The organism is Pseudomonas abietaniphila, assembly GCF_900100795.1.
Lineage (GTDB): Bacteria > Pseudomonadota > Gammaproteobacteria > Pseudomonadales > Pseudomonadaceae > Aquipseudomonas > Aquipseudomonas abietaniphila.
Window position 1 is genome coordinate 288031 of record NZ_FNCO01000008.1, and the last position, 25704, is coordinate 313734.

General features: G+C 59.2%; 26 protein-coding genes and 1 other RNA gene. 20 read left to right on the plus strand and 7 right to left on the minus strand.

Going from position 1 to position 25704, the window contains the following annotated elements; all coding sequences use genetic code 11:
- Positions 1-211: 211 nt before the first annotated feature.
- Positions 212-649: a Z-ring associated ZapG family protein gene (locus BLS87_RS17480; protein WP_074753883.1), complete on the minus strand. Its 438-nt coding sequence runs from the start codon at positions 647-649 to the stop codon at positions 212-214.
- A gap of 145 nt (positions 650-794) precedes the next feature.
- Between BLS87_RS17480 and BLS87_RS17485 the strand changes: the two genes are divergently transcribed.
- From BLS87_RS17485 to zapE, 3 genes are all read left to right on the plus strand, one after another.
- Positions 795-1424, plus strand: a complete 630-nt coding sequence (locus BLS87_RS17485) for an alpha/beta hydrolase (protein WP_074753885.1) — start codon at positions 795-797, stop codon at positions 1422-1424.
- Between the two features lie 27 nt (positions 1425-1451).
- Entirely contained in the window at positions 1452-2801 is a 1350-nt protein-coding gene (locus BLS87_RS17490) for a tryptophan--tRNA ligase (RefSeq protein WP_074753887.1), read from the plus strand.
- Between the two features lie 66 nt (positions 2802-2867).
- Positions 2868-3962 carry a cell division protein ZapE gene (gene zapE / locus BLS87_RS17495; protein WP_074753889.1) on the plus strand — a complete coding sequence of 365 codons (1095 nt, stop codon included), beginning with the start codon at positions 2868-2870 and terminating at the stop codon, positions 3960-3962.
- Positions 3963-4122: 160 nt separating this feature from the next.
- Here zapE and BLS87_RS17500 read toward each other — a convergent pair whose 3' ends face one another.
- Complete coding sequence (locus BLS87_RS17500) at positions 4123-5019, minus strand: GlxA family transcriptional regulator (protein WP_167362078.1); 897 nt, start codon at positions 5017-5019, stop codon at positions 4123-4125.
- 245 nt (positions 5020-5264) lie between these two features.
- Here BLS87_RS17500 and BLS87_RS17505 point away from each other — a divergent pair, with 245 nt between their 5' ends.
- The gene (locus BLS87_RS17505; RefSeq protein WP_074753893.1) at positions 5265-6401 is read left to right on the plus strand and encodes an acyl-CoA dehydrogenase family protein; all 1137 of its coding nucleotides are present in this window, start codon (positions 5265-5267) and stop codon (positions 6399-6401) included.
- A 151-nt stretch (positions 6402-6552) separates the two neighbouring features.
- Here the strand turns inward: BLS87_RS17505 and BLS87_RS17510 are convergent, their stop codons facing one another.
- Complete coding sequence (locus tag BLS87_RS17510) at positions 6553-7590, minus strand: NADP(H)-dependent aldo-keto reductase (protein ID WP_074753895.1); 1038 nt, start codon at positions 7588-7590, stop codon at positions 6553-6555.
- A 240-nt stretch (positions 7591-7830) separates the two neighbouring features.
- Between BLS87_RS17510 and rplM the strand changes: the two genes are divergently transcribed.
- From rplM to BLS87_RS17545, 7 genes are all read left to right on the plus strand, one after another.
- Entirely contained in the window at positions 7831-8259 is a 429-nt protein-coding gene (gene rplM / locus BLS87_RS17515; RefSeq protein WP_019693576.1) for a 50S ribosomal protein L13, read from the plus strand.
- A 14-nt stretch (positions 8260-8273) separates the two neighbouring features.
- Complete coding sequence (rpsI, locus tag BLS87_RS17520; RefSeq protein WP_074753897.1) at positions 8274-8666, plus strand: 30S ribosomal protein S9; 393 nt, start codon at positions 8274-8276, stop codon at positions 8664-8666.
- A 263-nt stretch (positions 8667-8929) separates the two neighbouring features.
- The gene (petA, locus tag BLS87_RS17525; protein WP_074753899.1) at positions 8930-9523 is read left to right on the plus strand and encodes a ubiquinol-cytochrome c reductase iron-sulfur subunit; all 594 of its coding nucleotides are present in this window, start codon (positions 8930-8932) and stop codon (positions 9521-9523) included.
- Positions 9523-10734 (plus strand): cytochrome b, encoded by a 1212-nt coding sequence (locus BLS87_RS17530; protein WP_074753901.1) that lies wholly within the window; start codon positions 9523-9525, stop codon positions 10732-10734. The genes petA and BLS87_RS17530 overlap by 1 nt, the downstream gene beginning before the upstream one ends.
- A complete protein-coding gene (locus BLS87_RS17535; RefSeq protein WP_074753903.1) occupies positions 10734-11516 on the plus strand; it encodes a cytochrome c1 in 783 nt (260 codons plus the stop codon). Before BLS87_RS17530 ends, BLS87_RS17535 begins: the two co-directional genes overlap by 1 nt.
- A 231-nt stretch (positions 11517-11747) precedes the next feature.
- Complete coding sequence (locus BLS87_RS17540; RefSeq protein ID WP_074753905.1) at positions 11748-12365, plus strand: glutathione S-transferase N-terminal domain-containing protein; 618 nt, start codon at positions 11748-11750, stop codon at positions 12363-12365.
- An 18-nt stretch (positions 12366-12383) separates the two neighbouring features.
- A complete protein-coding gene (locus BLS87_RS17545) occupies positions 12384-12797 on the plus strand; it encodes a ClpXP protease specificity-enhancing factor (RefSeq protein ID WP_074753907.1) in 414 nt (137 codons plus the stop codon).
- 168 nt (positions 12798-12965) lie between these two features.
- On the opposite strand, the gene BLS87_RS17550 is transcribed toward BLS87_RS17545, so the two are convergent.
- The 4 genes from BLS87_RS17550 to BLS87_RS17565 form a co-directional block, all read right to left on the minus strand.
- Entirely contained in the window at positions 12966-13544 is a 579-nt protein-coding gene (locus BLS87_RS17550) for a BON domain-containing protein (RefSeq protein ID WP_074753909.1), read from the minus strand.
- Positions 13541-14134: a phosphoheptose isomerase gene (locus BLS87_RS17555; protein ID WP_074753911.1), complete on the minus strand. Its 594-nt coding sequence runs from the start codon at positions 14132-14134 to the stop codon at positions 13541-13543. The genes BLS87_RS17550 and BLS87_RS17555 overlap by 4 nt, the downstream gene beginning before the upstream one ends.
- 160 nt (positions 14135-14294) lie before the next feature.
- On the minus strand, positions 14295-14669 hold the full coding sequence (locus tag BLS87_RS17560) for a YraN family protein (RefSeq protein WP_083370699.1): 375 nt from the start codon (positions 14667-14669) through the stop codon (positions 14295-14297).
- Positions 14666-16480 (minus strand): penicillin-binding protein activator, encoded by a 1815-nt coding sequence (locus BLS87_RS17565; protein ID WP_074753913.1) that lies wholly within the window; start codon positions 16478-16480, stop codon positions 14666-14668. Before BLS87_RS17565 ends, BLS87_RS17560 begins: the two co-directional genes overlap by 4 nt.
- A gap of 222 nt (positions 16481-16702) precedes the next feature.
- On the opposite strand from BLS87_RS17565, the gene rsmI reads away from it, so the two are divergent.
- The 9 genes from rsmI to mraY all read left to right on the plus strand — a co-directional run bounded on the left by rsmI (position 16703) and on the right by mraY (position 25703).
- Entirely contained in the window at positions 16703-17608 is a 906-nt protein-coding gene (gene rsmI / locus BLS87_RS17570; RefSeq protein ID WP_143024409.1) for a 16S rRNA (cytidine(1402)-2'-O)-methyltransferase, read from the plus strand.
- 87 nt (positions 17609-17695) lie between these two features.
- An RNA gene (gene rnpB / locus BLS87_RS17575) (RNase P RNA component class A) lies at positions 17696-18053 on the plus strand.
- Between the two features lie 307 nt (positions 18054-18360).
- On the plus strand, positions 18361-18816 hold the full coding sequence (gene mraZ, locus BLS87_RS17580; protein ID WP_037017349.1) for a division/cell wall cluster transcriptional repressor MraZ: 456 nt from the start codon (positions 18361-18363) through the stop codon (positions 18814-18816).
- Positions 18817-18818: 2 nt separating this feature from the next.
- Positions 18819-19760 carry a 16S rRNA (cytosine(1402)-N(4))-methyltransferase RsmH gene (rsmH, locus tag BLS87_RS17585; protein ID WP_143024413.1) on the plus strand — a complete coding sequence of 314 codons (942 nt, stop codon included), beginning with the start codon at positions 18819-18821 and terminating at the stop codon, positions 19758-19760.
- On the plus strand, positions 19757-20050 hold the full coding sequence (ftsL, locus tag BLS87_RS17590; protein WP_074753917.1) for a cell division protein FtsL: 294 nt from the start codon (positions 19757-19759) through the stop codon (positions 20048-20050). The genes rsmH and ftsL overlap by 4 nt, the downstream gene beginning before the upstream one ends.
- The gene (locus BLS87_RS17595) at positions 20047-21795 is read left to right on the plus strand and encodes a peptidoglycan D,D-transpeptidase FtsI family protein (RefSeq protein ID WP_074753919.1); all 1749 of its coding nucleotides are present in this window, start codon (positions 20047-20049) and stop codon (positions 21793-21795) included. The genes ftsL and BLS87_RS17595 overlap by 4 nt, the downstream gene beginning before the upstream one ends.
- Positions 21795-23258, plus strand: coding sequence for a UDP-N-acetylmuramoyl-L-alanyl-D-glutamate--2,6-diaminopimelate ligase (locus tag BLS87_RS17600; RefSeq protein WP_074753921.1), 1464 nt, complete (start codon positions 21795-21797; stop codon positions 23256-23258). The genes BLS87_RS17595 and BLS87_RS17600 overlap by 1 nt, the downstream gene beginning before the upstream one ends.
- Positions 23251-24621 carry a UDP-N-acetylmuramoyl-tripeptide--D-alanyl-D-alanine ligase gene (locus tag BLS87_RS17605; RefSeq protein WP_074753923.1) on the plus strand — a complete coding sequence of 457 codons (1371 nt, stop codon included), beginning with the start codon at positions 23251-23253 and terminating at the stop codon, positions 24619-24621. Before BLS87_RS17600 ends, BLS87_RS17605 begins: the two co-directional genes overlap by 8 nt.
- Positions 24621-25703, plus strand: coding sequence for a phospho-N-acetylmuramoyl-pentapeptide-transferase (gene mraY, locus BLS87_RS17610; RefSeq protein ID WP_074753925.1), 1083 nt, complete (start codon positions 24621-24623; stop codon positions 25701-25703). The genes BLS87_RS17605 and mraY overlap by 1 nt, the downstream gene beginning before the upstream one ends.
- Position 25704 lies beyond the last annotated feature (1 nt).

Here is a 25704-nt window from a genome sequence, read left to right on the forward strand (position 1 = left end):
CCCGCGATCAAGATGCAGCTGACGAGTGTGGTGATAGCTTTCATTAGCCCTCCAAATGATTGGAAAGGCTACGGCGTGACCCGTTTGATCAGCAGTTGGCTGCGTCTGATAAGTCTGTAGGACATGTCTGTTCAGAAACAGCCGTGATTCGTACCAACAAAAAAGCCCGCCGCTGATCATCTCAGCGGCGGGCTTCTCGATGTGTTTCTGCTTACTTCTTCAAACCGTAGTGCTCATCCAGCATGCCGGGGGTGTTTGGCATTTTTGGGGCGTAGTCCCGTGGTGGCTCGGCGGCGGTACGCGGTGGCGTCAGGCGGTCGCGGGGTGCCTGGAGTGCATCCGGGTGCAGGGCGGCCAGCAGGCGTTGGCGGGTCAAGTCGTCGGTGGCCAGACGGTTGGCGCCCTCGGCGAGATGTTCTTGTACATCCTGATAGCTCTGGGACAGTTTCTGCACCAGGTTAGCCGTGCTGTTGAAGTGAGTGACCACCTCGTTCTGATACCTGTCGAAACGCTCCTGAACGTCATCCAGCTGGCGCTGAGTGCCGTTAGGCGCGGCATTGGGCAGCGCACGCGCCACGAAAAAACCGATGGCTACACCGGCGATCAGGGCAATAGTCGGCAGCAACCAAACTAAGAGCGAGTAATCCACGAGTCCTTCCTCTATAAACGGCTTTGCTTTACGTTAACGGCTCGAACCTGCGCTGTATAGCGGCGACGCGTCGCCAATATGCCAGCCACAGACAATCAGCTAGACGAGTCGACCCAATTGAAGGTCACGGAGTTCATTCTTGCTCATGCGTGAAACCCCTGTATTCATCGACGGCCCCGCGGGCCAACTCGAAGCCCTGTACCTTGACCTGGAAGGGGCCAAGGGCGTGGCGCTGATCTGCCATCCTAACCCGGTTCAGGGCGGCACGATGCTCAATAAAGTGATCTCGACCCTGCAACGCACGGCACGCGACGCCGGGTATATTACCCTGCGTTTCAACTACCGGGGCGTTGGCGCCAGTGCCGGCAGCTCGGACATGGGGCAAGGCGAGGTCGATGATGCCGAAGCTGCTGCGTCCTGGCTGCGTGAAAAACACCCGGATCTGCCGATGACGCTGTTCGGTTTTTCCTTTGGCGGGTTCGTCGCCGCGACCCTGGGCGGGCGTCTGGAAGCCAAAGGCGAAACGCTGGCTCACCTGTTCATGGTTGCGCCCGCCGTCATGCGCATCGCCGACCCGAGCGCGCTGCCGCAAAACGGTTCGTTGACCGTGATTCAGCCTGAAACCGACGAAGTGGTCGACCCACAACTCGTCTATGCCTGGTCTGACGCACTGTCGCGCCCCCATGAGCTGCTGAAAGTGGCAGAATGCGGGCACTTTTTCCACGGCAAGCTGACCGACCTCAAGGATCTGGTCCTGCCGCGCCTTTCGAACTGATTGCAGCACCCAAATAAGCGACTAGCCATGACCACTCGTATCCTGACCGGTATCACCACCACCGGCACGCCACACCTGGGCAACTACGCGGGCGCCATTCGCCCGGCCATCGTCGCCAGCCGTCAGAGCGATGCCGACTCGTTCTACTTCCTGGCCGACTACCACGCGCTGATCAAATGCGATGACCCGCTGCGCATTCAGCGCTCGCGTCTGGAAATCGCCGCGACCTGGCTGGCGGCCGGCCTTGATGTCGAACGTGTCACGTTTTATCGCCAGTCCGACATCCCGGAAATCCCCGAGCTAACCTGGCTGTTGACCTGCGTCGCTGCCAAAGGCCTGCTCAACCGCGCGCACGCCTACAAAGCGTCGGTCGACAAGAACGTCGACGCCGGTGAAGACCCGGACGCCGGTATCACCATGGGCCTGTTCAGCTACCCGGTGCTGATGGCCGCTGACATCCTGATGTTCAATGCCCATCAAGTGCCGGTCGGTCGCGACCAGATTCAGCACGTCGAGATGGCCCGCGACATTGGCCAGCGTTTCAACCACCTGTTCGGCAAGGGCAAGGAATTCTTCGTCATGCCTGAAGCGCTGATCGAAGAGAGTGTGGCGACATTGCCGGGCCTTGACGGTCGCAAGATGTCGAAGAGCTACGACAACACCATCCCGCTGTTCAGCAGCGCCAAGGAGATGAAGGACGCGATTTCGCGCATCGTCACCGACTCCCGTCTACCGGGCGAAGCCAAGGACCCGGACAACTCGCACCTGTTCACCCTCTACCAGGCGTTCGCTACCAAAGAACAGAGCAGCGAATTCCGTGGCGACCTGGTCCAGGGCCTGGGCTGGGGCGACGCCAAGCATCGCCTGTTCCAGTTGCTCGACAGCGAGTTGGGTGAGGCGCGCGAGAACTACCATCGTCTGATTGAACGTCCGGCCGATCTGGAGGACATTCTGCAGGCCGGTGCGCAGAAAGCCCGTCGCATCGCGACGCCGTTCCTGGGTGAACTGCGTGAAGCGGTTGGCCTGCGTTCCTTCCGCACGACCACTCAAACGGTCGCCGCCACCAAGAAGAAAGCGAGCAAGGGTGCGCGCTTCGTGAGTTTCCGTGAAGACGACGGCAGCTTCCGTTTTCGTCTGCTGGCGGCCGATGGCGAGCAATTGCTGCTGTCGCGTCTTTTCGCCGACGGCAAGGCTGCCGGCGCGGTGACCAAGCAACTGCAGCAAGGCGGCGAGCTGGACATTCGGACGGAAGGCGACGCCTTCACCGTATGGCTGGAAGGTGCCTGCGTTGCGGACAGTCCGGCGTTCGCCGATGCCGCCGCCCGTGATGCAGCCGTCGAGAGCCTGAAGCTGGCGCTGGCGCCGCAACAGGATTAATTGCCATTGCAACGGGCCATCGCTACAGTGACGGCCCGTTTTTGCTACCTAGCTAACGTAACGAATATGACCCCCCTAGAAAGCTACCAGAACGACCTCAAGAAACCTGAATTCTTCCACGACGCCGCTCAGGAAAACGCTGTGCGTCACCTCCAGCGTCTGTACGACGATCTGGTCGCTGCCCACGAGAGCAAGCCTGGCCTGTTCGGCAAGCTGTTCGGCAAGAAAGAAGTCACGGTGGTCAAAGGCCTGTATTTCTGGGGTGGCGTCGGCCGTGGCAAAACTTACCTGGTCGATACCTTCTTCGAAGCGCTGCCGTTTCAAGACAAGATGCGCACGCACTTCCACCGCTTCATGAAGCGTGTGCATGAAGAAATGAAGAACCTCAAGGGTGAGAAGAACCCGCTGACCCTGATCGCCAAACAGTTCGCCGGTGAAGCCCGGGTCATTTGTTTCGATGAATTCTTTGTGTCCGACATCACCGACGCCATGATCCTCGGCACGCTGATGGAAGAGCTGTTCAAGAACGGCGTGACGCTGGTGGCCACCTCCAACATCGTGCCGGACGGTCTGTACAAGGACGGTCTGCAGCGCGCACGTTTCCTGCCCGCCATCGCGCTGATCAAGCAGAACACCGACATCGTCAACGTCGACAGTGGCGTGGACTATCGCCTGCGTCACCTGGAGCAGGCTGAGCTGTTCCACTTCCCGCTGAACGAAGCGGCTCAGGACAGCATGCGCAAGAGCTTCCGCGCGCTGACCCCGGAATGCACCAAGGCTGTGGAAAACGATGTGTTGATCATCGAGAACCGTCAGATCAAGGCGATTCGTACGTGCGACGACGTGGCCTGGTTCGATTTCCGCGAGTTGTGCGACGGTCCGCGTAGCCAGAACGACTACATCGAACTCGGCAAGATCTTCCACGCCGTGTTGCTCAGCGGCGTCGAACAGATGAGCGTCACCACCGACGACATCGCCCGTCGCTTCATCAACATGGTCGACGAGTTCTACGACCGCAACGTCAAGTTGATCATCTCGGCGGAAGTCGAGCTGAAGGACCTGTACACCGGCGGCCGCCTGAACTTCGAGTTCCAGCGCACGTTAAGTCGCCTGCTGGAAATGCAGTCCCACGAATTCCTGTCGCGGGCGCACAAGCCCTGACACCGCAATACCTGTAGGAGCTGCCGGAGGTGACGACGGTGGCGAACGCGGAGTGTCAGTCCCCGGATCCGGTGCAGACTCACCGCATTCGCCAGCAAGCCAGCTCCTACCATCACGTTTCGCAAAAAAAAGCCCTGCATCGCTGCAGGGCTTTTTTGTTTCAGGCCGCCTGCTGAAACTGCTGGCGATACTGATTCGGGGACAGGTCGGTGTGTTGCCGGAACAGTCGTGCGAAGAAGCTGGCGTCGTCGTAGCCGACTTCGTAGCTGATGGTCTTGATGCTTTTGCGCGACCCGGACAGCAGTCCTTTGGCGGTTTCAATACGCAGCCGTTGCAGATAATGCAGCGGCTTGTCCCCCGTCGCGGTCTGGAAGCGGCGCATGAAATTGCGAATGCTCATGCCGTGTTCGCGCGCGACGTCTTCAAAGCGGAATTTGTCGGCAAAGTGCTCTTCGAGCCAATGCTGGATCTGCAGGATGATCACGTCCTGGTGCAGTTTCTGCCCGCCAAATCCCATGCGCCCCGGTGCGTAGCTGCGCTGGACTTCGTACAGGATGTCTCGCGCAACGGTCTGTGCCACGTTGGCGCCGCAGAAGCGCTCGATCAGGTAGATATAGAGATCGCACGCCGAGATGGTGCCGCCTGCGCAATACAGGTTGTCGGCGTCGGTCAGGTGTTTTTCCTGATTGAGCAACACATTCGGGAAGCGCTCGGCGAACTCATTGAAGAAGCGCCAGTAGGTGGTCGCCTCCTTGCCATCGAGCAGGCCGGCTTCGGCCAGCCAGAACACGCCGCTGGCTTCGCCGCACAAGACGGCGCCTCGGGCGTGCTGCTCGCGCAGCCAGGGCAGAATCTGCGGATAGCGCGCACGCAGGGTGTCGAAGTTCTCGACGAAGGCCGGAAGGATGATGATGTCGGCGTTTTCCAGCGTGCCGTCGACCGGCAACACGACTTCGCTGAAGCTGCGGACTTGCTGGCCGTCCGGGCTGACCAGTCGGGTTTCGAACGCAGGCTTGAGGCCCTGACCCAACTGTTTGCCGTACCGCAGGCTGGCCAGATGGAAGAAGTCTTTGGCTTGGGTGAGGGTGGAAGCGAAAATTCCGTCGATCGCGAGAATGCTGACGCGCCGCAACGGCACGGAGTGTTGAGTAGACATAATCTGTTGTTCTTATATGGGAAAGTGGTCAAGCAACGGCGTGATCGTCTTATTTTTTGTCGGATGTGTCCAGTGTCGTCGTCATCCTGCCCGGCATACGCTCTGTCAGCGATTTGTCCGACAATCCCTCCAGCCCAAGGTGTCCCATGCTTCCAAGAACACTTTTCAGTTCCGAGCACGAGCTTTTCCGTGACAGCGTCCGCAAGTTTCTCGAGCAGGAAGCCGCCCCGTTTCATGCGCAGTGGGAAAAGCAGGGGCATGTCGACCGTGCGCTTTGGAACAAGGCGGGAGAGCAGGGCATGTTGTGCTCGCACCTGCCGGAAGAATACGGCGGCATGGCGGCGGACTTCCTGTACACCACCGTGGTGATCGAAGAGATCTACCGGTTGGGACTGACCGGCATCGGATTTTCCCTGCATTCGGACATCGTTGCGCCTTACATCCTGCACTACGGCAGCGAGGCGCTGAAGCAGAAGTACTTGCCTAAGATGGTGTCGGGCGAGTTGGTAACGGCGATTGCGATGACTGAGCCGGGCGCAGGCTCCGATCTTCAGGGCGTCAAGACGACTGCCGTGCTGGAGGGCGATGAGTACGTGATCAACGGTTCCAAGACGTTCATCACCAACGGCTTTCTTGCGGACCTGGTGATCGTGGTGGCCAAGACCGATCCCAAGGCTGGCGCCAAGGGTACGAGTCTTTTCCTTGTCGAGGCGGGTACGCCCGGTTTCGAGAAGGGCAAGCGTCTGGAAAAAGTCGGTATGAAGGCGCAAGACACGTCGGAATTGTTCTTCCAGGACGTACGCGTGCCCAAGGAGAACCTCTTGGGGCAGGCCGGGATGGGGTTCGCCTACCTGATGCAGGAACTGCCGCAGGAGCGTCTCACGGTGGCCATTGGCGCGATTGCGTCGGCCGAGGCGGCGTTGCAGTGGACGTTGACCTACACGCGTGAGCGCAAGGCATTCGGGCAAGCCATCGCGGATTTTCAAAACACACGCTTCAAACTGGCTGAGATCGCCACGCAAGTGCAGATCGGCCGCACGTTCATCGATCAGTGCCTGGCGTTGCATCTGGAGGGCAAGCTCGACGTGCCGACGGCCGCGATGGCCAAGTATTGGTCCACGGACCTGCAGTGCAAGGTGCTCGACGAGTGCGTGCAACTGCATGGGGGTTACGGCTTCATGTGGGAGTACCCGATTGCACGGGCATGGGCGGATGCGCGGGTGCAGCGGATTTATGCGGGCACCAACGAGATCATGAAAGAGATCATCGCGCGATCGCTGTAGGAAGGGTTAATCACAAGGCTTATATCCAACCAAATCCTGTGGGAGCGAATTTATTCGCGAAAGGGTGTCAGGCGAGACATGTGTATCGACCGTAATGGCCTCTCGCGAATGAATTCGCTCCCACAGGTGTCATTCAGCGTCAGCCAAATGATTAAGGCGCAGGATTCGGCTGATCCTTGTGAATCGCCTCAATACCCGCCAGTACCTCTTCCGACAACACCAGATTGAAGCTCTCCAGGTTGCTCTCGAGCTGTTCCAGCGTCGTCGCACCGATGATGTTGCTGGTCACGAACGGGCGACTGGTGACGAATGCCAGGGCCATTTGTGCCGGGTCCAGGCCGTGTTCACGGGCCAAAGCGACGTAGCGGGCGCAGGCAGCTTCCGACTGCGGGTTGAAGTAGCGGGTGAAGCGGCTGTAGAGGCTCAGGCGACCTTTTGCCGGTCGTGCGCCGTCAGCGTACTTGCCGGACAGCATGCCGAAGGCCATCGGTGAATACGCCAGCAGGCCGCATTCTTCACGGATCGCGATTTCCGCCAGACCGACTTCGAAGCTGCGGTTGAGCAAGTTGTACGGGTTCTGGATCGACACCGGGCGTGTCAGGCCGTGAGTGTCAGACTCAGCCAGAAACTTCATGGTGCCCCACGGCGTTTCGTTGGAGAGGCCGACGTGACGGATCTTGCCCGCCTTGACCTGTTCGTCCAGCGCCTCAAGCACTTCAAGCAGCGGCGTGAACGCGTCGTCGCTGTGGGTGTAACCCAGCTTGCCGAAGAAGTTGGTGCTGCGCTCCGGCCAATGCAGTTGGTACAGGTCCAGGTAGTCGGTCTGCAGGCGTTTCAGGCTGGCGTCGACGGCGGCAACTACATGGTCGCGGTTGAATTTCAGCTGGCCGTCACGAATGTAGTCGATGCCGTTGCCGGGACCGGCGATCTTGCTGGCGAGAATCCAGTCGGCGCGGTCGCCGGTCTTTTTGAACCAGTTGCCGATGATGGTCTCGGTGCTGGCATAGGTTTCTTTCTTGGGCGGGACCGGGTACATCTCGGCCGTGTCCATGAAATTGATCCCCGCCGCTTTGGCCCTTTCGATCTGAGCGAAGGCCTCGGACTCGCTGTTTTGCTCGCCCCAGGTCATCGTGCCGAGGCAGATTGCGCTGACATTGAGGTCGGTTCTGCCCAGTTTGCGATAGTCCATCTGGCTCTCCTGTTTAAAAGAACCATAAAAGCAGGTTGAAATTTTTTTCGCAATCTGCATAATTCCGCGTCTCTTTGCCGTGGGAGTGATGCCCTGCGACACAAGACACCGCTGCGATCGAACGCGCTGACCCGAGCCCCCTATAGCGTTCGTGCCCGGCGGCCTTTGACTTGTCAAAGACCGTACTAATGAGTATGCTCCGCCGTCTATTTTTCAGGGCGGCCTTTGAGGCTATAAAGAATGAAAACTTTTACCGCTAAACCGGAAACAGTAAAGCGCGACTGGTTCGTCGTCGACGCTGCTGGTCAGACCCTGGGTCGTCTGGCCACTGAAATCGCGAGCCGTCTGCGTGGCAAGCACAAACCGGAATACACTCCGCACGTTGACACCGGCGACTACATCGTCGTGATCAACGCTGAGCAAATCCGCGTTACTGGTGCCAAAACCACCGACAAGATCTACTACTCTCACTCCGGTTTCCCGGGCGGGATCAAGTCGATCAACTTTGAAAAGCTGATCGCCAAAGCTCCTGAGCGCGTGATCGAGACCGCGGTCAAAGGCATGCTGCCTAAGAACCCGCTGGGTCGCGACATGTATCGTAAGCTGAAAGTCTATGCGGGCGCTGCACACCCTCATACTGCTCAGCAGCCCCAAGAACTGAAGTTTTAACGGAATAGTTCATTATGTCGGCGACTCAAAATTACGGCACTGGCCGTCGCAAGACCGCAACCGCTCGCGTTTTCCTGCGTCCGGGCACCGGTAACATCTCCATCAACAACCGCTCCCTGGACACGTTCTTCGGCCGCGAAACTGCCCGCATGGTAGTTCGCCAGCCTCTGGAACTGACCGAGACTGTCGAAAAATTCGACATCTACGTCACTGTCATCGGCGGTGGTGTGAGTGGTCAAGCTGGCGCAATCCGCCACGGTATCACCCGCGCTCTGATGCAATACGACGAAACGCTGCGTGGCGCTCTGCGCAAAGCAGGCTTCGTTACTCGCGATGCTCGCGAAGTTGAACGTAAGAAAGTCGGTCTGCGTAAAGCGCGTAAGCGTCCGCAGTACTCGAAGCGTTAATTCGCTTTTCGTTCAAAAAGAACGCTCAGTTTCCTCTTGGAACTGGGCGTTTTTTTATGGGCGTCTATTATTGGGTGTGACGACACGACTCATCCGTGGATGCCCCGTACCATAAGGCCTCCCGTTTTCGCCAAAAGGTAATGCCCTTGCGACTATCAGGGCCTTGTCATTACCATTCGGCAGGATTTTTTTGACAGCTAGAAAAATAATTCAAAGAGAAGCCTGACCAAGCGGGCCTCTAAAAGCTGATGGGAGAGGACGGAATGAGCAATGACGGCGTGAATGCAGGCCGGCGTCGCTTCCTTGTCGCGGCCACGTCTGTGGTCGGCGCTGCAGGAGCGGTGGGGGCTGCGGTCCCGTTCGTGGGGTCATGGTTTCCCAGTGCCAAAGCCAAAGCGGCTGGCGCCCCCGTGAAAGTTAATATCAGCAAGATCGAGCCTGGGCAGCAGATGATTGCCGAATGGCGTGGCCAGCCGGTCTTCATCGTTCACCGCACGCCGGAAATCCTCACGAACCTGGGCAAGATCACCGCCCAGCTATCCGATCCGGAGTCCAAGAACTCCACTCAACCTGCCTACGTTGACCCGGTGGTTCGCTCGATCAAACCCGAGATGTTGTTGCTGATCGGAATCTGTACTCACCTGGGCTGCTCTCCCACCTTCCGACCCGAAGTCGCGCCCGCTGACCTCGGTAAAGACTGGGTCGGCGGTTACTTCTGTCCTTGTCACGGCTCTCACTACGACCTGGCTGGGCGCGTTTACAAAGCGCAACCTGCACCGCTGAATCTGCCAGTGCCGCCGCATTCCTACGAGTCGGACTCAATCATCGTCATTGGTGTCGATCAGGAGAAAGCGTAATGAGCAAATTCATGGACTGGATCGATGCGCGCTTCCCTGCGACCTCCATGTGGGAAGATCACCTCAGTAAGTATTACGCTCCCAAGAACTTCAACTTCTTCTACTTCTTCGGCTCGCTGGCGCTGTTGGTGCTGGTGAACCAGATCGTGACTGGCGTCTGGTTGACGATGAGCTACACGCCGTCGGCGGAGGAGGCTTTCGCGTCCGTCGAGTACATCATGCGGGACGTCGAGTACGGTTCGATCCTGCGCCTGCTGCACTCCACCGGCGCGTCGGCGTTTTTCATCGTCGTGTACCTGCACATGTTCCGTGGCCTGCTCTATGGCTCCTACCAGAAACCTCGGGAGTTGGTGTGGATCTTCGGCATGTTGATTTACCTGGCACTGATGGCCGAAGCGTTCATGGGTTATCTGTTGCCATGGGGGCAGATGTCGTATTGGGGTGCCCAGGTCATCATCTCGCTGTTCGGTGCGATCCCGGTCATCGGCAATGACCTGACCCAGTGGATTCGGGGCGACTACCTGATCTCGGGGATCACCCTGAACCGCTTCTTCGCCCTGCACGTCGTGGCGTTGCCTATCGTGATTCTCGGGCTGGTGGTGTTGCACGTGCTGGCGCTGCACGAGGTCGGTTCCAACAACCCTGATGGCATCGACATCAAGAAGCACAAGGACGAAAACGGCAAGCCGCTCGACGGCATCGCCTTCCACCCGTATTACACGGTGAAGGATATCGTCGGCGTGGTGGTGTTCCTCTTCATTTTCTGCTCGATCGTGTTCTTCTTTCCGGAAATGGGCGGGTACTTTCTGGAGAAGCCGAACTTCGAACAGGCCAACGCTTTCAAGACGCCGGAGCACATCGCGCCGGTCTGGTACTTCACGCCGTTCTACGCGATCTTGCGTGCGATCCCGGACAAGCTCATGGGGGTTATGGCCATGGGCGCGGCGATCGCAGTGCTGTTCGTCTTGCCGTGGCTTGATCGCAGTCCGGTCAGGTCGATGCGGTACAAAGGCTGGCTCAGCCGGATCTGGTTGCTGCTGTTTTGCGTGGCCTTCGTGATTCTCGGGATTCTGGGGGTTCTTCCGCCCAGCCCCGGGCGCGCTTTGCTGTCACAGGTGTGTACGTTCGTGTACTTCGCCTACTTCATCCTGATGCCGTTCTACACGCGCATGGAGAAGACAAAACCGGTTCCGGAAAGGGTGACTGGCTAATGAAAAAGCTATTGGCTGTTTTTATTCTCGCTGCCTTGCCTGTGTTGTCGTTCGCTGCCGAACACGGTGGCCCGGAACTGGAAAGCGTCGACATCGATGTTTCCGACAAGGTTGCCATGCAGGACGGTGCACGCACCTTCGTGAACTACTGCATGGGTTGCCACAGCGCCAAGTTCCAGCGTTATGAGCGGGTCGCGGATGACCTTGGCATTCCTCACGAATTGATGCTCGACAAGCTGGTATTCACGGGCGCCAAGATCGGAGATCACATGGTGGCCGGCATGCAGCCTGCGGATGCCAAGACCTGGTTCGGCGCGGCGCCACCCGATCTGACCCTGGTTGCGCGGGTGCGTGGGACAGACTGGCTCTACGGCTATCTGCGCTCGTTCTACGAGGACCCTGCGCGGCCTTGGGGCGTGAACAACAAGGTTTTCCCCAATGTGGGTATGCCTAACGTGCTCGTCGGCCTGCAGGGGCGTCAGATCATCGGTTGCAAGCAGGTGCAAGTGGTCGAGGGCGACAAGAAGCAATATGACCCGCTGACAGGTTCCCCACTCACGCACGAGGCCTGTGATCAGCTGACGATCGTGCCCAAGACCGGCACGCTCACTGAAGAGCAGTTCGACGAAAAGATCAAAAACCTGGTGACCTTCCTCGCGTATTCGGCGAACCCGGTCAAGCTGCAACACCAGCGCATCGGCACTTACGTGCTCTTGTACCTGGCGATCCTGTTCATCTTCGCGTACCTGCTCAAACGCGAATACTGGAAGGATGTGCACTGAAGGGATGTCGGTTCGGCTGTAGACGTAACGCGCTCTTGAGAGCCTCGTTCGGGTAATGACCGCAGAGCGGGTATAGTGGCGGGCGAAAGATTGCAGAATTTACTTTGAGTAAATGAGCTATCTTGTCGCCCGCGACGAACACCCGCTCATTGTGGATGTTGCCGGAGGCGCCTTCAGGGCGCGTTCGTTGTTTCTGCTTCTGAATATATTTAACAAGCGAGGAGGACCGCCATGGGCGTGACCAATCGGTTGGCCTGTTACTCCGACCCCGCCGACCACTATTCCCATCGCGTGCGCATTGTGCTCGCCGAGAAAGGTGTCAGCGCCGAGATCATCGATGTTGTAGAGGGTCGCCATCCGGCGAAACTGATCGAGGTGAATCCGTATGGCAGCGTGCCGACGCTGGTCGATCGTGACCTGGCGTTGTACGAGTCGACGGTTGTCATGGAATACCTGGATGAGCGTTATCCTCATCCACCTTTACTGCCGGTATACCCTGTCGCACGCGCCAACAGCCGTTTGCTGATCCACAGGATCCAGCGTGACTGGTGCGGTTTGGTGGATCTGATTCTGGATCCGCGCAGCAAAGAAGCTGCTCGTGTGCAGGCGCGCAAGGAGCTGCGCGAAAGTCTGACCGGCGTCTCGCCACTGTTTGCGGAAAAACCTTTTTTCCTCAGTGACGAGCAAAGTCTGGTCGACTGCTGTCTATTGCCCATACTCTGGCGCCTGCCGATTCTGGGTATCGAGTTGCCGCGGCCTGCCAAGCCGCTGCTTGATTATATGGAGCGCCAGTTTGCGCGTGAGGCATTCCAGGCAAGTCTGTCTGCTGCCGAACGCGACATGCGCTAAGGCCTAAGGAACCGTTCGATGAACTCCAGTCGCCCCTATCTGATCCGCGCGCTTTATGAGTGGATCGTGGATAACGATTGCACGCCGCACATTCTGGTCAATGCCGAATACCCGGCGGTGCAAGTCCCGCAAGGTTTTGCCAATGACGGCCAGATCGTTCTCAATATTTCGCCGAGTGCTGTGCGTCATCTGCACATGGACAACGATGCCGTGAGCTTCGAAGGTCGTTTTGGTGGTGTTCCACACAGCCTGTACGTTCCTGTTGCCGCGGTCATGGGTATTTACGCCCGTGAAAACGGTCAGGGCATGGTCTTCGATCTGGAACCTGCCGTGGATGACGATGAAGACCTGGACGTCGAAGATGACATGCCGCCACCGGATGATGAGCCACCGCGCCCAAGCGGCCGGCCGAGTCTGAAAGTGGTCAAGTAGTGACTGCGTGGTAAACAAAAAAAGGCGATCCCTCGGGATCGCCTTTTTTATGGGTTGTCGATTGTAACTGTAGGAGCGCGCTTGCCTGCGACAGCGTTGGGCCAGTGACTGATCCGTTACTTCCAGACCGCAATCGCGGGCAAGCGCGCTCCTATCTGTGTTGAAGCTTCAGTCGATGTACTCAAACAGTTTCACGATCTTCTGCACGCCGGAAACGCCCTGAACCAGGTTGGTGGCGCGGGTGGCTTCGGCCTGAGTCAGCAGGCCCAGCAAGTAAACGATGCCGTTCTCAGTCACGACTTTGATGCGCGAGCCGGGAATGGCGCTGTCGGTCAGCATCTCGGTCTTGATCTTGCTGGTCAGCCAGGCATCGTTGCTGCGAGCCAGCATTGAGGAAGGCGCGATCACTTGCAGTTCGTTGTTGACCTTCTTGACCTTCTGCACTTGGCTGGCGGTTTGTTCGGCCAGTTGCTTGAGGTCGGCGCGGGGTGTCTGGCCGGCCAGCAGGACCACACCGTTGAAGCTGGTCACGACGATGTGCGAGTTGTTGTCCAGGTCAGGGCTGGCCTTGGCGACGTTTACCGCGACCTTGGTTTCGATCAGCGAATCGTCGATCTTGCTGCCGAAGGTGCGTGTGCCGCGATCGTCATCGATCGGGGCCTCGCGGCTGGCGTTGATCACCGAGCTGCATCCGCTGATGCCCAGGCAGAGCGTCAGGGCCAGCAGGCTGAGACGTTTGGATATCATTCTTCACTCCCGAACAATTGGCTGTCGATCAAGTCGCAGAGACAGTGGATCGTCAGCAGGTGGACTTCCTGGATACGTGCAGTGACTTTGGCCGGGACGCGGATTTCGACGTCTTCGGGCAACAGCAGCGACGCGACGTCACCCCCGTCGCGGCCGGTCAGTGCTACGACAATCATTTCCCGATCATGTGCGGCCTGGATGGCCTGAATGATGTTGGCCGAGTTGCCGCTGGTGGAGATCGCCAGCAACACGTCGCCGGGTTGGCCGAGGGCGCGGATCTGTTTGGAAAAGATTTCGTTGTAGCTGTAATCGTTGGCGATCGAGGTGATGGTAGACGTGTCCGTGGTCAGCGCAATGGCAGGCAGGCTCGGTCGCTCACGCTCGAAACGGTTGAGCAGCTCGGAAGAAAAGTGCTGCGCGTCGCCAGCCGAACCGCCGTTGCCACACGCAAGCATTTTGCCTTCGTTGAGCAGGGCGTTGACCATCACCTGGCTGGCTTGCTCGATGTAGGGTGCAAGAACGTCCATCGCCTGCTGCTTGGTATCGATGCTGGCCTGAAAAAGCTGGCGAATTCGGGATTGCATGTCCATCTATGAAAACCTTAATAGGGGCGGCTGGTCGGGGCGACGTCTAAGACAGTCATCGGCTTCCCGGCACAAAACTGTGCAGCCCGCAAAGCAAAGAGCAAAAAAACGGTGTGGGTTTGTGTGTCGGCGAGCGTGCCGGAGCAGGTGGCAATCGGCAGCATTATCAGCTGTCGAAGGCGTTCTGCAGCCAATTCAATGCAGGCCCGTTCCCTGGATCGCCATTGATCGCGACGACATCGAAACGGCACGGTGAGTCTGCCCATTTCGACTCGCGCTGCAGGAACCATTGTGCGGCCAATGTGAGCTTTTCCTGCTTGCGAGCGTCAACGCTTTCCAGTGCGCCACCCCAACCCGCGTGGCGCCGATAGCGAACTTCGACGAATACTACTGTATCGCCGTCGAGCATGACCAGATCAAGCTCGCCGCGTTTGCATGACCAGTTCTGCGTAATCAGCTGTAAGCCGTGTTTTTGAAGGTGCCGCAGGGCATAGGCTTCGGCCTCCTGCCCTGCGGTTCTACGCGTGTTGCCTGGGATCAAGGCGCGGTGTCCGGCAGGCGCTGGACCTTGCCGTCGACGAACTGTGCCCAAGGCAGTTGACGCTCGATGCGCTGACCTTGACCGATGGCCAGACTGCCTGACAGGCCGTCGATGCGGCTATCAGGCAGTGTTTTCAGTTGAGTCAGGCGAGGCGCCAGGCGATAGGCATCGATGCCCATGGCGTACAGACGTCCCAGGCTGCCGCCCGCTTGAGGCCACTGCGTGGTCACTTGCTGGCGCAGGGGATCGGCAGCATTCAGCAACCAAGGGGTTTCGCAGAAGCGCACGCCAGCCAGGTCGTTGTACATCGCCTGGTCGCCGCTGTTGGTAAACAGGTGCGAGGTGGCATAGACGGGCACGTCACCTGCGTACTGGAAGACCATGGTGGGTTTGATCTGCTGGGCTTGCTGCGGCGTTGCAGCGAGGAACATGAAGTCGACGTCCTGGCGGCGACTCGGCTGAGCCGCCATCTGCGCGCCGGTGGTGCTCTGCAGACGTTGTGCGCGACCTTCGCTGTTGCGCAGCTGGAACAGGTCGGCGACTTGCTGGGCCAACGCTACCGGCTGGTCGATACGTTCGACGCCAAGGAAAGTACCGCCCTTGGCCTGCCAGCTTTGACGGAAGGCATCGAGTACGCGATCACCCCATTCGCCTTTCGGCACCATGGCCACGGCGCTGCGCTTGCCGTCTGCCCAGGCACGGCGTGCAACTTCGCGCGCTTCGTCTTCGGCGGCCAGACCAAACTGGAACAGCTCGGCCGGGCCTTGTGCGGTGGCGTCACTGTAGTTCAGGGCCAGCGTGGTAATGGGCAGTTGCGGATGAGCGCTCAGCTGTTTGACCAAGGGTTTTTCCAGGGGGCCGACCACCATTTGCACGCCAGCCGCTTTGGCCTGTGCATAAAACGCGTCCATGGACGTTATGCGTGAGCTGTCGAACACTTCAATGGCCGGTGGTTTCTGACCGGCTTGCTGAGCCTGATAATGGGCCGCCATGAAGCCGTCACGCAGGGCGCGGGCGACAGAGGCGAGCGGGCCGTCCTGAGGCAGCAGCAACGCTATTTTTGTCAGCGGCACGCTTTTAAGGTCGCGCAATTGAGCCAGGGGCGTCGGCAGCTGACGCGCGGCAGGGTGCTGCGGATTCTGCGCTTTCCAGTTGTCGATCGCTGCCTGTTGTTGCTCCAGCGTACCGGCGCCTTTGACCGCGCGGGCAAGGCTCAACCAGCCGCCCATGTCGTCGTTGCTCGTGCTTTGGAGCTGCTCAGGAGGCAGTGCGGCCACGAGTGTCCAGATGGCATCGTTGTTGGCCGTCAGGGCATCGCCTTGCAGCAGTGGCCCCATGAAGACACGTTCGCTGGCAGCGGCGAGGGTCTGGCCGTCGGCTTCCAGTGCGCGGGCGCGAACGGTGTGGGTGCGGGTCTGCAGATCGACCGGCATTTCACCCAGGTGCTGCATGCTCGGATGGTTGAGCGCAGTCAGTGCAGCTTTTGGCTGACTACGGCCCAATGCGAGTTCGGCGGACAGGGTGTTGGCGTAGATCTGTTTGTCAGTCTTGAGCTGATCCATCTGGACCTGCTCGAGAATGCTGGCTGCGCGCCCCGGGTTGTTCTGGCGCGCGGCGAGGTCGGCAGCGGTCAGTCGGAGCAATGCCGCCTGGTCGGGCGACTTCGCTGCGGTAGCTTGTTCGAGCAATTGCTCGATGCTGGCGTCAGGGGTGCGTGGCAATTCGCCAAGGCTGGAGGAGGGCGAACCGGCACAAGCGGCCAACAAGGCAGCCAGGCAGAGGGCAGAGAACAGCCGCAGGCAAGCGATCATGTATATGTTCCTGATACTCGAGCAAATTAGCGTGGAAGTGTACCCAAGCACTGGCCGGGGCGCGACGTTGTAGGCGTTAAAGCGGCGATATAGGTCGTCCTGAAGGGCAAAGAAGCACTTCAGTCAGGTGTTTTCCCTGTCGGTACGCGATCATGGAAACGTGTGAGCGCAAGTGTCCGTACATTTTTCAATCTCCCTGTGAGACTCGCCCGAACCTGTACAATGCCGGCTTTTACCGAACATGAGGTGTGCGCTTTGACTGCTCCGGGTGCTTTGAATTCCACTACAGGCTCGCTTTATGTGGTGGCCACGCCAATTGGCAACCTGGATGACATGAGTGTGCGTGCCCTTAAGGTGTTGCGCGAGGTGGCCCTGATTGCCGCCGAAGATACCCGGCATTCATTACGGCTGATGCAACATTTCGGCATAGCAACGCCGCTGGCTGCTTGCCACGAGCATAACGAGCGTGACGAGGGCAGCCGATTCATTGCGCGTTTGCTGGCGGGTGATAACGTGGCGCTGATCTCGGATGCGGGGACGCCGCTGATTTCCGACCCCGGTTATCACCTGGTGCGCCAGGCGCGTGCGGCGGGTATTCAGGTCGTTCCCGTTCCCGGCGCCTGTGCGCTGATCGCGGCGCTTTCAGCGGCAGGTCTGCCCTCCGACCGGTTCATCTTCGAAGGCTTTCTGCCGGCCAAGACGGTGGGGCGCAAGGCGCGTCTCGAATTGCTGAAAGAAGAACCGCGCACCGTGATTTTCTATGAGGCGCCACATCGGATTCTGGAGTGTCTGCAGGATCTGGAAGAGATTTTCGGGGCCGACCGACCGGCGGTGCTGGGGCGTGAGCTGACCAAAACGTTCGAGACCCTGAAAGGGTTGCCGTTGGGCGAGCTGCGTGCTTTTGTCGAAGGCGACAGCAATCAGCAACGTGGCGAATGCGTGGTCCTGGTGGCGGGCTGGAGCGAGCCGGAAGGCGAAGATGTCATCGGAGCCGAGGCCCGACGCGTGCTGGATCTGCTGTTGCAGGAAATGCCGTTAAAACGTGCGGCTGCGCTGGCTGCCGAGATCACCGGGGTGCGCAAGAATCTGCTGTACCAGGTCGCACTGGAGAAGCAGAAAGGCGAGTGACCGGCCCCCGTCGGCCTGTCATGCAAAAGTGCGAGAGGCTTATTAAAGCTTGTTCTTGTGTCTCCCTGCCATTAACCTTGGCGGCGGAGAGTCGATTGGACAGTCGCTGCCTTTCATTGTTCCGCAATGAAGGGGGGAGGAAAGTCCGGGCTCCATAGGGCGGAGTGCCAGGTAACGCCTGGGGGGCGTGAGCCTACGGAAAGTGCCACAGAAAATAACCGCCTAAGCACTTCGGTGCCGGTAAGGGTGAAAAGGTGCGGTAAGAGCGCACCGCACGTCTGGCAACAGTTCGTGGCTAGGTAAACCCCACTCGGAGCAAGACCAAATAGGGTTCCAAGGCGTGGCCCGCGCTGGAACCGGGTAGGTTGCTAAAGATGTCCAGTGATGGCCATCGTAGAGGAATGACTGTCCTCGACAGAACCCGGCTTACAGATCGACTCTCCACCTTTTCCTTCCTCTGTTTTTTCTCGCGCAGAAACCTCCTCGTAATACCGAAAAAATCTTAAACCTCACAAATCACTTTAACTTCGAACCTTATCTTTTTGAGTGGGCTCGGATTTATCTGTAGGACCGTTCCGAATTTTTTCAAAACTCCTGCATTACCTCTCCTAAATCTCCGTCCTGTAAGGGTTTTCCTTAAGAAGTCGCCTTGACGGTGTGGTGGGCGCATTCCTATAGTGTGCGCAAGTGGCGGAAAGTGGCGTGAAGTGGGTTTTTTGAGCGCAAAAAGATAATATTCGGAGATCGCGCCTGTGTTTCGTGGTGCAAACGCAATCAATCTCGATGCAAAGGGCCGTCTCGCTATGCCGAGCCGGTACCGTGACGAGTTGGATTCGCGTAGCGCCGGCCAATTGATCGTGACCATTGATACCGTCGATCCATGCTTGTGCATCTATCCACTCCCGGAATGGGAGTTGATCGAAGCCAAATTGCGTGAGCTCGCCACTTTTCGTGAAGAAAACCGCCGTCTGCAGCGACTGTTGATCGGTAACGCGGTTGATCTGGAGCTGGATGGCAGTGGGCGTTTTCTGGTGCCGCCACGTTTGCGTGAGTACGCCAAGCTCGACAAGCGAGTGATGCTGGTAGGCCAGCTGAACAAGTTTCAACTGTGGGATGAGGACGCCTGGAACGCACTTGCTGATGCGGACCTTGCGGCCATTCAAAAACCGGGCGCGATGCCTGATGAACTGCGTGATTTGATCCTGTGACTATGAATAGCGGCTTTACCCACATCACCGTACTGCTCGAAGAAGCCGTCGAGGCTCTCGCGGTGCGCGCTGATGGCTGCTATCTGGATGGCACATTCGGGCGAGGCGGGCACAGTCGTCTCATCCTGCAGAACCTTGGGCCGGATGGCCGGCTTCTCGGGTTCGATAAAGATCCTCAAGCGATTGCCACAGGGCAAGCGCTGGCGGCCGAAGACGGCCGCTTTGTCATTGTGCAGCGCAGCTTTGCCGAGCTCGGTTCGGAAGCTCTGGAACGCGGCCTGGCAGGAAAAGTGAGCGGCGTTCTGCTTGATCTTGGCGTTTCCTCACCGCAGCTGGACGATCCCGAGCGCGGCTTCAGCTTCATGAATGATGGTCCGCTGGACATGCGCATGGACCCGTCTCGCGGGATCAGCGCGGCAGAGTTCGTCAACACGGCACCTGCCGAAGAAATCGCGCGTGTCTTCAAGGAATACGGCGAAGAGCGCTTCGCCCGGCGCATGGCCGGTGCGGTGGTCGCCCGTCGCGAAACGCAGCCGTTCGAACGCACCGCTGACCTCGCTGAGGTCCTGAAGGTCGCCAACCCTGCGTGGGAAAAAGGCAAGAACCCGGCGACCCGCGCATTCCAAGGGCTGCGTATTCACGTCAATAACGAATTGGGCGATCTGGAAGCGGGCCTCGATGCTGCGCTGGAAAACCTTGAGGTTGGTGGCCGTCTGGTCGTCATCAGCTTCCATTCGCTGGAAGACCGCATCGTCAAGCTGTTCATGCGCAAGCTGGTCAAGGGCGAGGCGGACAACATGCCGCGTAACCTGCCGATCCGTCATCAAGCATTCGAGCCACGCATCAAAATCATTGGCAAGGCCCAATTTGCCTCTGATGACGAAACCCGTGCCAACCCACGTTCGCGCAGTGCTGTCATGCGTATTGCGGAGAAACTACGGTGAGCCGCGGTTTCTTCAAGCCATTGCCGGCCGGCAGCTTCTTCATGATGCTGCTGTTCATTGCCGTCCTCGTGTCGGCAATCGCCGTTTCCTACAGTGCTCATTGGAATCGTCAGTTGCTCAACTCGCTGTACGCCGAGCTCAGCGTTCGCGACAAGGCGCAAGCCGAGTGGGGACGGTTGATTCTTGAGCAAAGCACCTGGACCGCACACAGCCGTATCGAAGCGCTGGCGACCGATCAGCTGAAAATGCGTATCCCGAACGCCGCCGACATCCGGATGGTGTCGCCATGATGAAGCTCGAAGGGGCACTCTATCCTTGGCGGTTCCGCGTCGTGGTCGGGCTCTTGTCGATCATGGTTCTGGCGATCTGCTATCGCATCGTCGACCTGCAGGTCATCGATCATCGGTTCCTGATCGAGCAGGGCGACGCACGCAGCTTGCGCACTGTTTCCATCCCGGCTCACCGGGGTCTGATCACCGACCGTAACGGCGAGCCCTTGGCCGTGAGTACGCCGGTGACCACCATCTGGGCCAACCCGTCCGAGATGCAGGCCGACAAGAGCAAATGGGGTCTGCTGGCGCAGGCGCTGGGTCAGGACCCGAAGGCGCTCACCGAGCGTCTGAATGAACAGTCCACCAAAGAGTTCATCTATCTGGTTCGCGGGCTTACCCCGGAGCAGGGACAGTCTGTACTTGATCTGAAAGTGCCGGGCGTTTACGGCAAGGAAGAATTCCGTCGCTTCTATCCGGCCGGTGATGTCACCGCGCACATGGTGGGATTCACCGACCTCGACGACCACGGTCGCGAAGGTGTCGAGCTTGCCTATGACGACTGGCTCGCGGGGGTGCCGGGCAAACGGCAAGTCATCAAGGATCGGCGCGGCAGGTTGATCAAAGACCTGCAAGTGAAGAAAAACGCCAAGGCCGGGAAGACCTTGGCTTTGTCTATTGATCTGCGCCTGCAATATCTGGCGACCCGCGAACTGCGTAACGCGATTCAGGAAAATGACGCGAAGGCCGGCAGCCTGGTGATCATGGACGTGAAGACCGGCGAAGTGCTGGCTATGGTCAATCAGCCGACCTACAACCCGAACAACCGCCGCACCATGGTGCCGGCCGCCATGCGTAACCGCGCGATCATCGACGTGTTTGAGCCGGGTTCGACCATGAAACCGATCTCGATGACCGCTGCGCTCGACAGTGGCCGCTGGAAGCCCAGCGACAAGGTCGAGGTCTATCCGGGCACGTTGCAGATCGGTAAATACACCATCCGTGACGTGACGAAGACCGAAGGTCCGATCCTCGATCTGACCGGCATCCTGATCAACTCCAGTAACGTGGGCATGAGTAAAGTCGCGTTCGACGTCGGCGGTGAAGCGATTTTCCGTGCCATGCAGCGTGTCGGCCTTGGCCAGTACACCGGCCTGGGCTTCCCGGGCGAGCGCGTGGGCAACCTCCCGAACTACCGTGAATGGCGCAAGGCGGAAACCGCGACCCTGTCATACGGCTACGGTCTTTCGGTCACTGCTTTGCAACTGGTGCACGCCTACTCGGCGCTGGCCAATAACGGCAAGATCGTCCCGCTGACCATCCTGAAAACCGACAAGCCCGCGGAGTCGACCCAGGCAATTCCGGAAGCGACTGCAAAAACCCTGCAAGGCATGCTGCAACAAGTGATCGAGGACCCGCGTGGCGTTTATCGTGCGCGTGTGCCTTCCTATCACGTGGCAGGCAAGTCGGGTACCGCGCGCAAGACGTCGGTCGGCACCAAGGGTTACGCCGAGAACTCCTACCGCTCGCTGTTCGCCGGGTTCGGTCCGATGAGCAACCCGCGTTACGCGATAGTGGTGGTCATTGATGAACCGAGCAAAGGTGGATACTACGGGGGCCTGGTTTCCGCGCCCGTGTTCAGCAAAGTGATGTCGGGCACATTGCGCCTCATGAACGTGCGTCCGGACAACCTCGCCCCGATTCCACCTGAACAGCAAGCCAACGCCGCTCCGGCCGCCGTTCCAGTCAAGGGAGGGCGCGGCTGATGTCCTTTAACTTGAGCAAGATTTTCTCCCAGAGCGATCGCGACCTGTTGATTCGCGAACTGACGCTGGACAGCCGTAAGGTGCGTCCGGGCGATCTGTTTCTGGCGATTCCGGGTCTGAAGGTCGATGGGCGCGACCACATTACCGACGCCATCGCTCATGGTGCCGCCGCTGTCGCCTATGAAGTCGAAGGCGCCAAGGTGCTTCCGATCACTGATATCCCGATGATTCCGGTCAAAGGGCTGGCTGGGCAGCTGTCGGACATCGCCGGCCGTTTTTACGGCGACCCGAGTCGCGCCATGAACCTGGTCGGGGTGACCGGCACGAACGGCAAGACCAGCGTCACTCAACTGATTGCGCAGGCCCTGGACAAACTGGGTCAGCATTGCGGGCTGATCGGTACGCTGGGGACGGGTTTCTACAGCGATTTGAAAAGTGGTATCCACACCACACCTGATCCGATTTCCGTTCAGTCCACTATCTACGACCTGAAAAAGGCGGGTGCCAAAGCCATCGCCATGGAAGTGTCGTCGCACGGTCTGGATCAGGGTCGTGTAACGGCGTTGGCATTCGACGTTGCCGTCATGACCAACCTGTCGCGTGATCATCTGGATTATCACGGCACGATGGAAGCCTATGGTGCCGCCAAGGCCAAGCTGTTTGCCTGGAACGACCTGCGTTGCCGCGTGATCAACCTTGACGACGCGTTCGGCCGCCAGCTGGCAGCCGCGCCTCATGCATCGCGCCTGATCACGTATAGCCAGGAAGACAGCAGCGCCTATCTGTTCTGCCGCGACGCGCATTTCGATGACGATGGCGTGCGCGCCACGCTCGTGACGCCGCAAGGCGATCACGCCCTGCGCAGCAGTCTGCTGGGTCGCTTCAACCTGAGTAACGTGCTGGCTGCGGTCGGCGCGTTGATGGGCCTTGATTACCCGCTGGACGACATTCTTAAAGTGCTGCCGAGCCTAGAAGGCCCGGTTGGTCGCATGCAGCGTCTGGGCGGCGGGTCGCGTCCATTGGTGGTCGTTGATTACGCCCACACGCCGGATGCGCTGGAAAAAGTACTCGCAGCATTGCGCCCGCATGCCAAAGGGCAACTGACCTGCCTGTTCGGCTGCGGGGGCGATCGTGATCGCGGCAAACGCCCGTTGATGGCCGAAGTGGTCGAGCGTCTGGCCGACAAGGTCCTGGTGACCGACGACAACCCGAGAACAGAAGACCCTGTGCGTATCTTCGACGACATTCGGGCGGGCTTCAGCGCGGTGGATAACGTCGCGTTCGTCGCCGGTCGTGGTCAGGCCATCGCGCAGATCATCGCTCAGGCCCACGCTGCCGACGTGATCGTGCTGGCTGGCAAGGGGCACGAGGATTACCAGGAAATCGATGGCCAGCGTCATCCGTTTTCCGATCTTGAAGAAGCCGCCAAGGCACTGGACGCATGGGAGGCTGCACATGCTTAAGCCACTTTCGTTCAGCGAACTGTTGCTGCCACTCGACGCGCGTCGGGTCGGCGATGATTGCAGCTTTACCGGCGTCAGCATCGACAGCCGGGCAATCACTCCGGGTCAGGTGTTCGTGGCGCTCACCGGTCCGCGTTTCGACGGCCACGACTACCTCGATCAGGTTGCCGCCAAAGGTGCGGTAGGGGCATTGGTCGAGCGCGAAATTCCAGGCAGTTCGTTGCCACAACTGATCGTGGGCGACACTCGCAAGGCACTCGCTCAGTTGGGCGCGATGAACCGTAACGCCTTTATAGACAAGCCGGTGGCTGCCATCACCGGTTCCAGCGGGAAAACCACGGTCAAGGAAATGCTCGCGAGCATTCTGCGTACGCGGGGTCCAGTGCTGGCAACCCGTGGCAACCTGAATAACGAACTGGGTGTTCCCCTCACCTTGCTCGAACTGTCGCCTGCGGTTGACGCGGCGGTCATCGAGCTGGGGGCCTCGCGGGTCGGCGAAATCGCCTTTACCGTCAGCCTGACCAAGCCTCACGTCGTGGTGCTCACCAACGCCGGGACCGCGCACGTCGGTGAATTCGGCGGGCCAGAGAAAATCGTCCAAGCCAAAGGCGAAATCATCGAAGGTCTTGATGCCCGCGGCGTTGCGGTGTTGAACCGCGACGACAAGGCCTTCGACATCTGGGTGGCCCGCGCTGCCGGCCGTAAAGTGCTGAGCTTTTCTCGCAACAGCGGCCTGGCGGACTTCTACGCCACGGATCAGGGCATCGATGCCCGCGGCTGCCCGACCTTCACGCTGAACGGGCCAACCGGTTCGGCGCAGGTTCAATTGAATCTTCTCGGTGCGCACAACGTTGCCAATGCGCTGGCCGCCGCGGCTGCCGCGTACGCGCTGGACGTGTCGCTGCCGGGCATCGTGACCGGGCTCAACGACGTTCAGCCGGTCAAAGGGCGGACCGTTGCGCAACTGGCGACCAACGGTGTTCGCGTCATTGATGACACCTACAACGCCAACCCGGGTTCCGTGGCGGCCGCCACCGATATTCTCGCCGGCTTCGCGGGCCGTACCGTGCTGGTGCTGGGCGATATCGGCGAGCTGGGCGACTGGGCCGAGCAGGGCCACCGTGACGTCGGCGAGTACGCCGCCGGCAAGGTTGATGCCCTGTATGCCGTTGGTCCACTGATGGCCCATGCCGTCAAAGCTTTCGGGCAGGATGCGCGCCATTTTGCCAATCAGGCCGACCTGATCGAGGCGCTGCGCGCCGAGCAAGATAAAAACACAACCCTTTTGATCAAAGGTTCCCGCAGTGCCGCGATGGAAAACGTCGTGGCGGCGCTGTGTGCTACTAGCTTGGAGAAACATTAATGCTGCTGCTGCTGGCCGAGTATCTGCAACAGTTCTACAAAGGCTTCGCGGTCTTCCAGTACCTGACCCTGCGCGGGATCCTTGGCGTGCTCACCGCACTGTCATTGTCGCTCTGCCTCGGTCCCTGGATGATCCGTGCCCTGCAGAACAAGCAGATCGGCCAATCCGTCCGTAACGACGGTCCTCAATCGCACCTGTCCAAATCCGGCACCCCGACAATGGGCGGCGCGCTGATTCTGTCTGCCATCGGCGTCAGTACCCTGCTGTGGGCTGACCTGAGCAACCGTTACGTGTGGGTCGTACTCATCGTGACCCTGTTGTTTGGTGGCATTGGCTGGGTTGACGACTACCGCAAGGTGATCGAGAAAAACTCCAAAGGCTTGCCAAGCCGCTGGAAGTACTTCTGGCAGTCGGTATTTGGCCTGGGTGCTGCGATCTTCCTTTATATGACTGCGCAATCCCCTGTGGAAACCACGCTGCTGATCCCGATGCTCAAGGATTTCAGCATTCCGTTGGGCATCGGTTTTGTCGTCCTGACCTACTTCGTGATCGTCGGCTCCAGCAACGCCGTGAACCTGACCGATGGCCTGGACGGCCTGGCGATCCTGCCGACGGTGATGGTCGGTGGTGCGCTGGGTATTTTCTGCTACCTGTCCGGCAACGTGAAATTCGCCGAGTACCTGCTGATTCCTTACGTGCCGGGCGCAGGCGAGCTGATTGTGTTCTGCGGCGCGTTGATCGGTGCGGGTCTGGGCTTTCTCTGGTTCAACACCTATCCCGCTCAAGTCTTCATGGGCGACGTGGGCGCGCTGGCGCTGGGCGCAGCCCTTGGCACCATCGCGGTGATCGTTCGTCAGGAAATCGTTCTGTTCATCATGGGCGGCGTGTTCGTGATGGAAACCCTGTCAGTCGTCATTCAGGTCGCATCCTTTAAATTGACCGGCCGCCGCGTTTTCCGCATGGCGCCGATCCACCACCACTTTGAGCTCAAAGGCTGGCCCGAGCCCCGCGTGATCGTCCGTTTCTGGATCATCACGGTGATTCTCGTGCTGATCGGTCTTGCCACGTTGAAACTGAGGTAGA

Coding starts and splice junctions, on each gene's coding strand:
- BLS87_RS17565 (WP_074753913.1), bottom strand. CDS start 16,480: ATGATCGCTTGCCTGCGGCTGTTCTCTGCCCTCTGCCTGGCTGCCTTG.
- BLS87_RS17490 (WP_074753887.1), top strand. CDS start 1,452: ATGACCACTCGTATCCTGACCGGTATCACCACCACCGGCACGCCACAC.
- BLS87_RS17595 (WP_074753919.1), top strand. CDS start 20,047: ATGATGAAGCTCGAAGGGGCACTCTATCCTTGGCGGTTCCGCGTCGTG.
- rsmH (WP_143024413.1), top strand. CDS start 18,819: ATGAATAGCGGCTTTACCCACATCACCGTACTGCTCGAAGAAGCCGTC.
- petA (WP_074753899.1), top strand. CDS start 8,930: ATGAGCAATGACGGCGTGAATGCAGGCCGGCGTCGCTTCCTTGTCGCG.
- zapE (WP_074753889.1), top strand. CDS start 2,868: ATGACCCCCCTAGAAAGCTACCAGAACGACCTCAAGAAACCTGAATTC.
- BLS87_RS17545 (WP_074753907.1), top strand. CDS start 12,384: ATGAACTCCAGTCGCCCCTATCTGATCCGCGCGCTTTATGAGTGGATC.
- rplM (WP_019693576.1), top strand. CDS start 7,831: ATGAAAACTTTTACCGCTAAACCGGAAACAGTAAAGCGCGACTGGTTC.
- BLS87_RS17605 (WP_074753923.1), top strand. CDS start 23,251: ATGCTTAAGCCACTTTCGTTCAGCGAACTGTTGCTGCCACTCGACGCG.
- BLS87_RS17505 (WP_074753893.1), top strand. CDS start 5,265: ATGCTTCCAAGAACACTTTTCAGTTCCGAGCACGAGCTTTTCCGTGAC.
- BLS87_RS17540 (WP_074753905.1), top strand. CDS start 11,748: ATGGGCGTGACCAATCGGTTGGCCTGTTACTCCGACCCCGCCGACCAC.
- BLS87_RS17530 (WP_074753901.1), top strand. CDS start 9,523: ATGAGCAAATTCATGGACTGGATCGATGCGCGCTTCCCTGCGACCTCC.
- BLS87_RS17485 (WP_074753885.1), top strand. CDS start 795: ATGCGTGAAACCCCTGTATTCATCGACGGCCCCGCGGGCCAACTCGAA.
- BLS87_RS17555 (WP_074753911.1), bottom strand. CDS start 14,134: ATGGACATGCAATCCCGAATTCGCCAGCTTTTTCAGGCCAGCATCGAT.
- rpsI (WP_074753897.1), top strand. CDS start 8,274: ATGTCGGCGACTCAAAATTACGGCACTGGCCGTCGCAAGACCGCAACC.
- rsmI (WP_143024409.1), top strand. CDS start 16,703: ATGCCGGCTTTTACCGAACATGAGGTGTGCGCTTTGACTGCTCCGGGT.
- BLS87_RS17510 (WP_074753895.1), bottom strand. CDS start 7,590: ATGGACTATCGCAAACTGGGCAGAACCGACCTCAATGTCAGCGCAATC.
- BLS87_RS17535 (WP_074753903.1), top strand. CDS start 10,734: ATGAAAAAGCTATTGGCTGTTTTTATTCTCGCTGCCTTGCCTGTGTTG.
- BLS87_RS17600 (WP_074753921.1), top strand. CDS start 21,795: ATGTCCTTTAACTTGAGCAAGATTTTCTCCCAGAGCGATCGCGACCTG.
- BLS87_RS17550 (WP_074753909.1), bottom strand. CDS start 13,544: ATGATATCCAAACGTCTCAGCCTGCTGGCCCTGACGCTCTGCCTGGGC.
- mraY (WP_074753925.1), top strand. CDS start 24,621: ATGCTGCTGCTGCTGGCCGAGTATCTGCAACAGTTCTACAAAGGCTTC.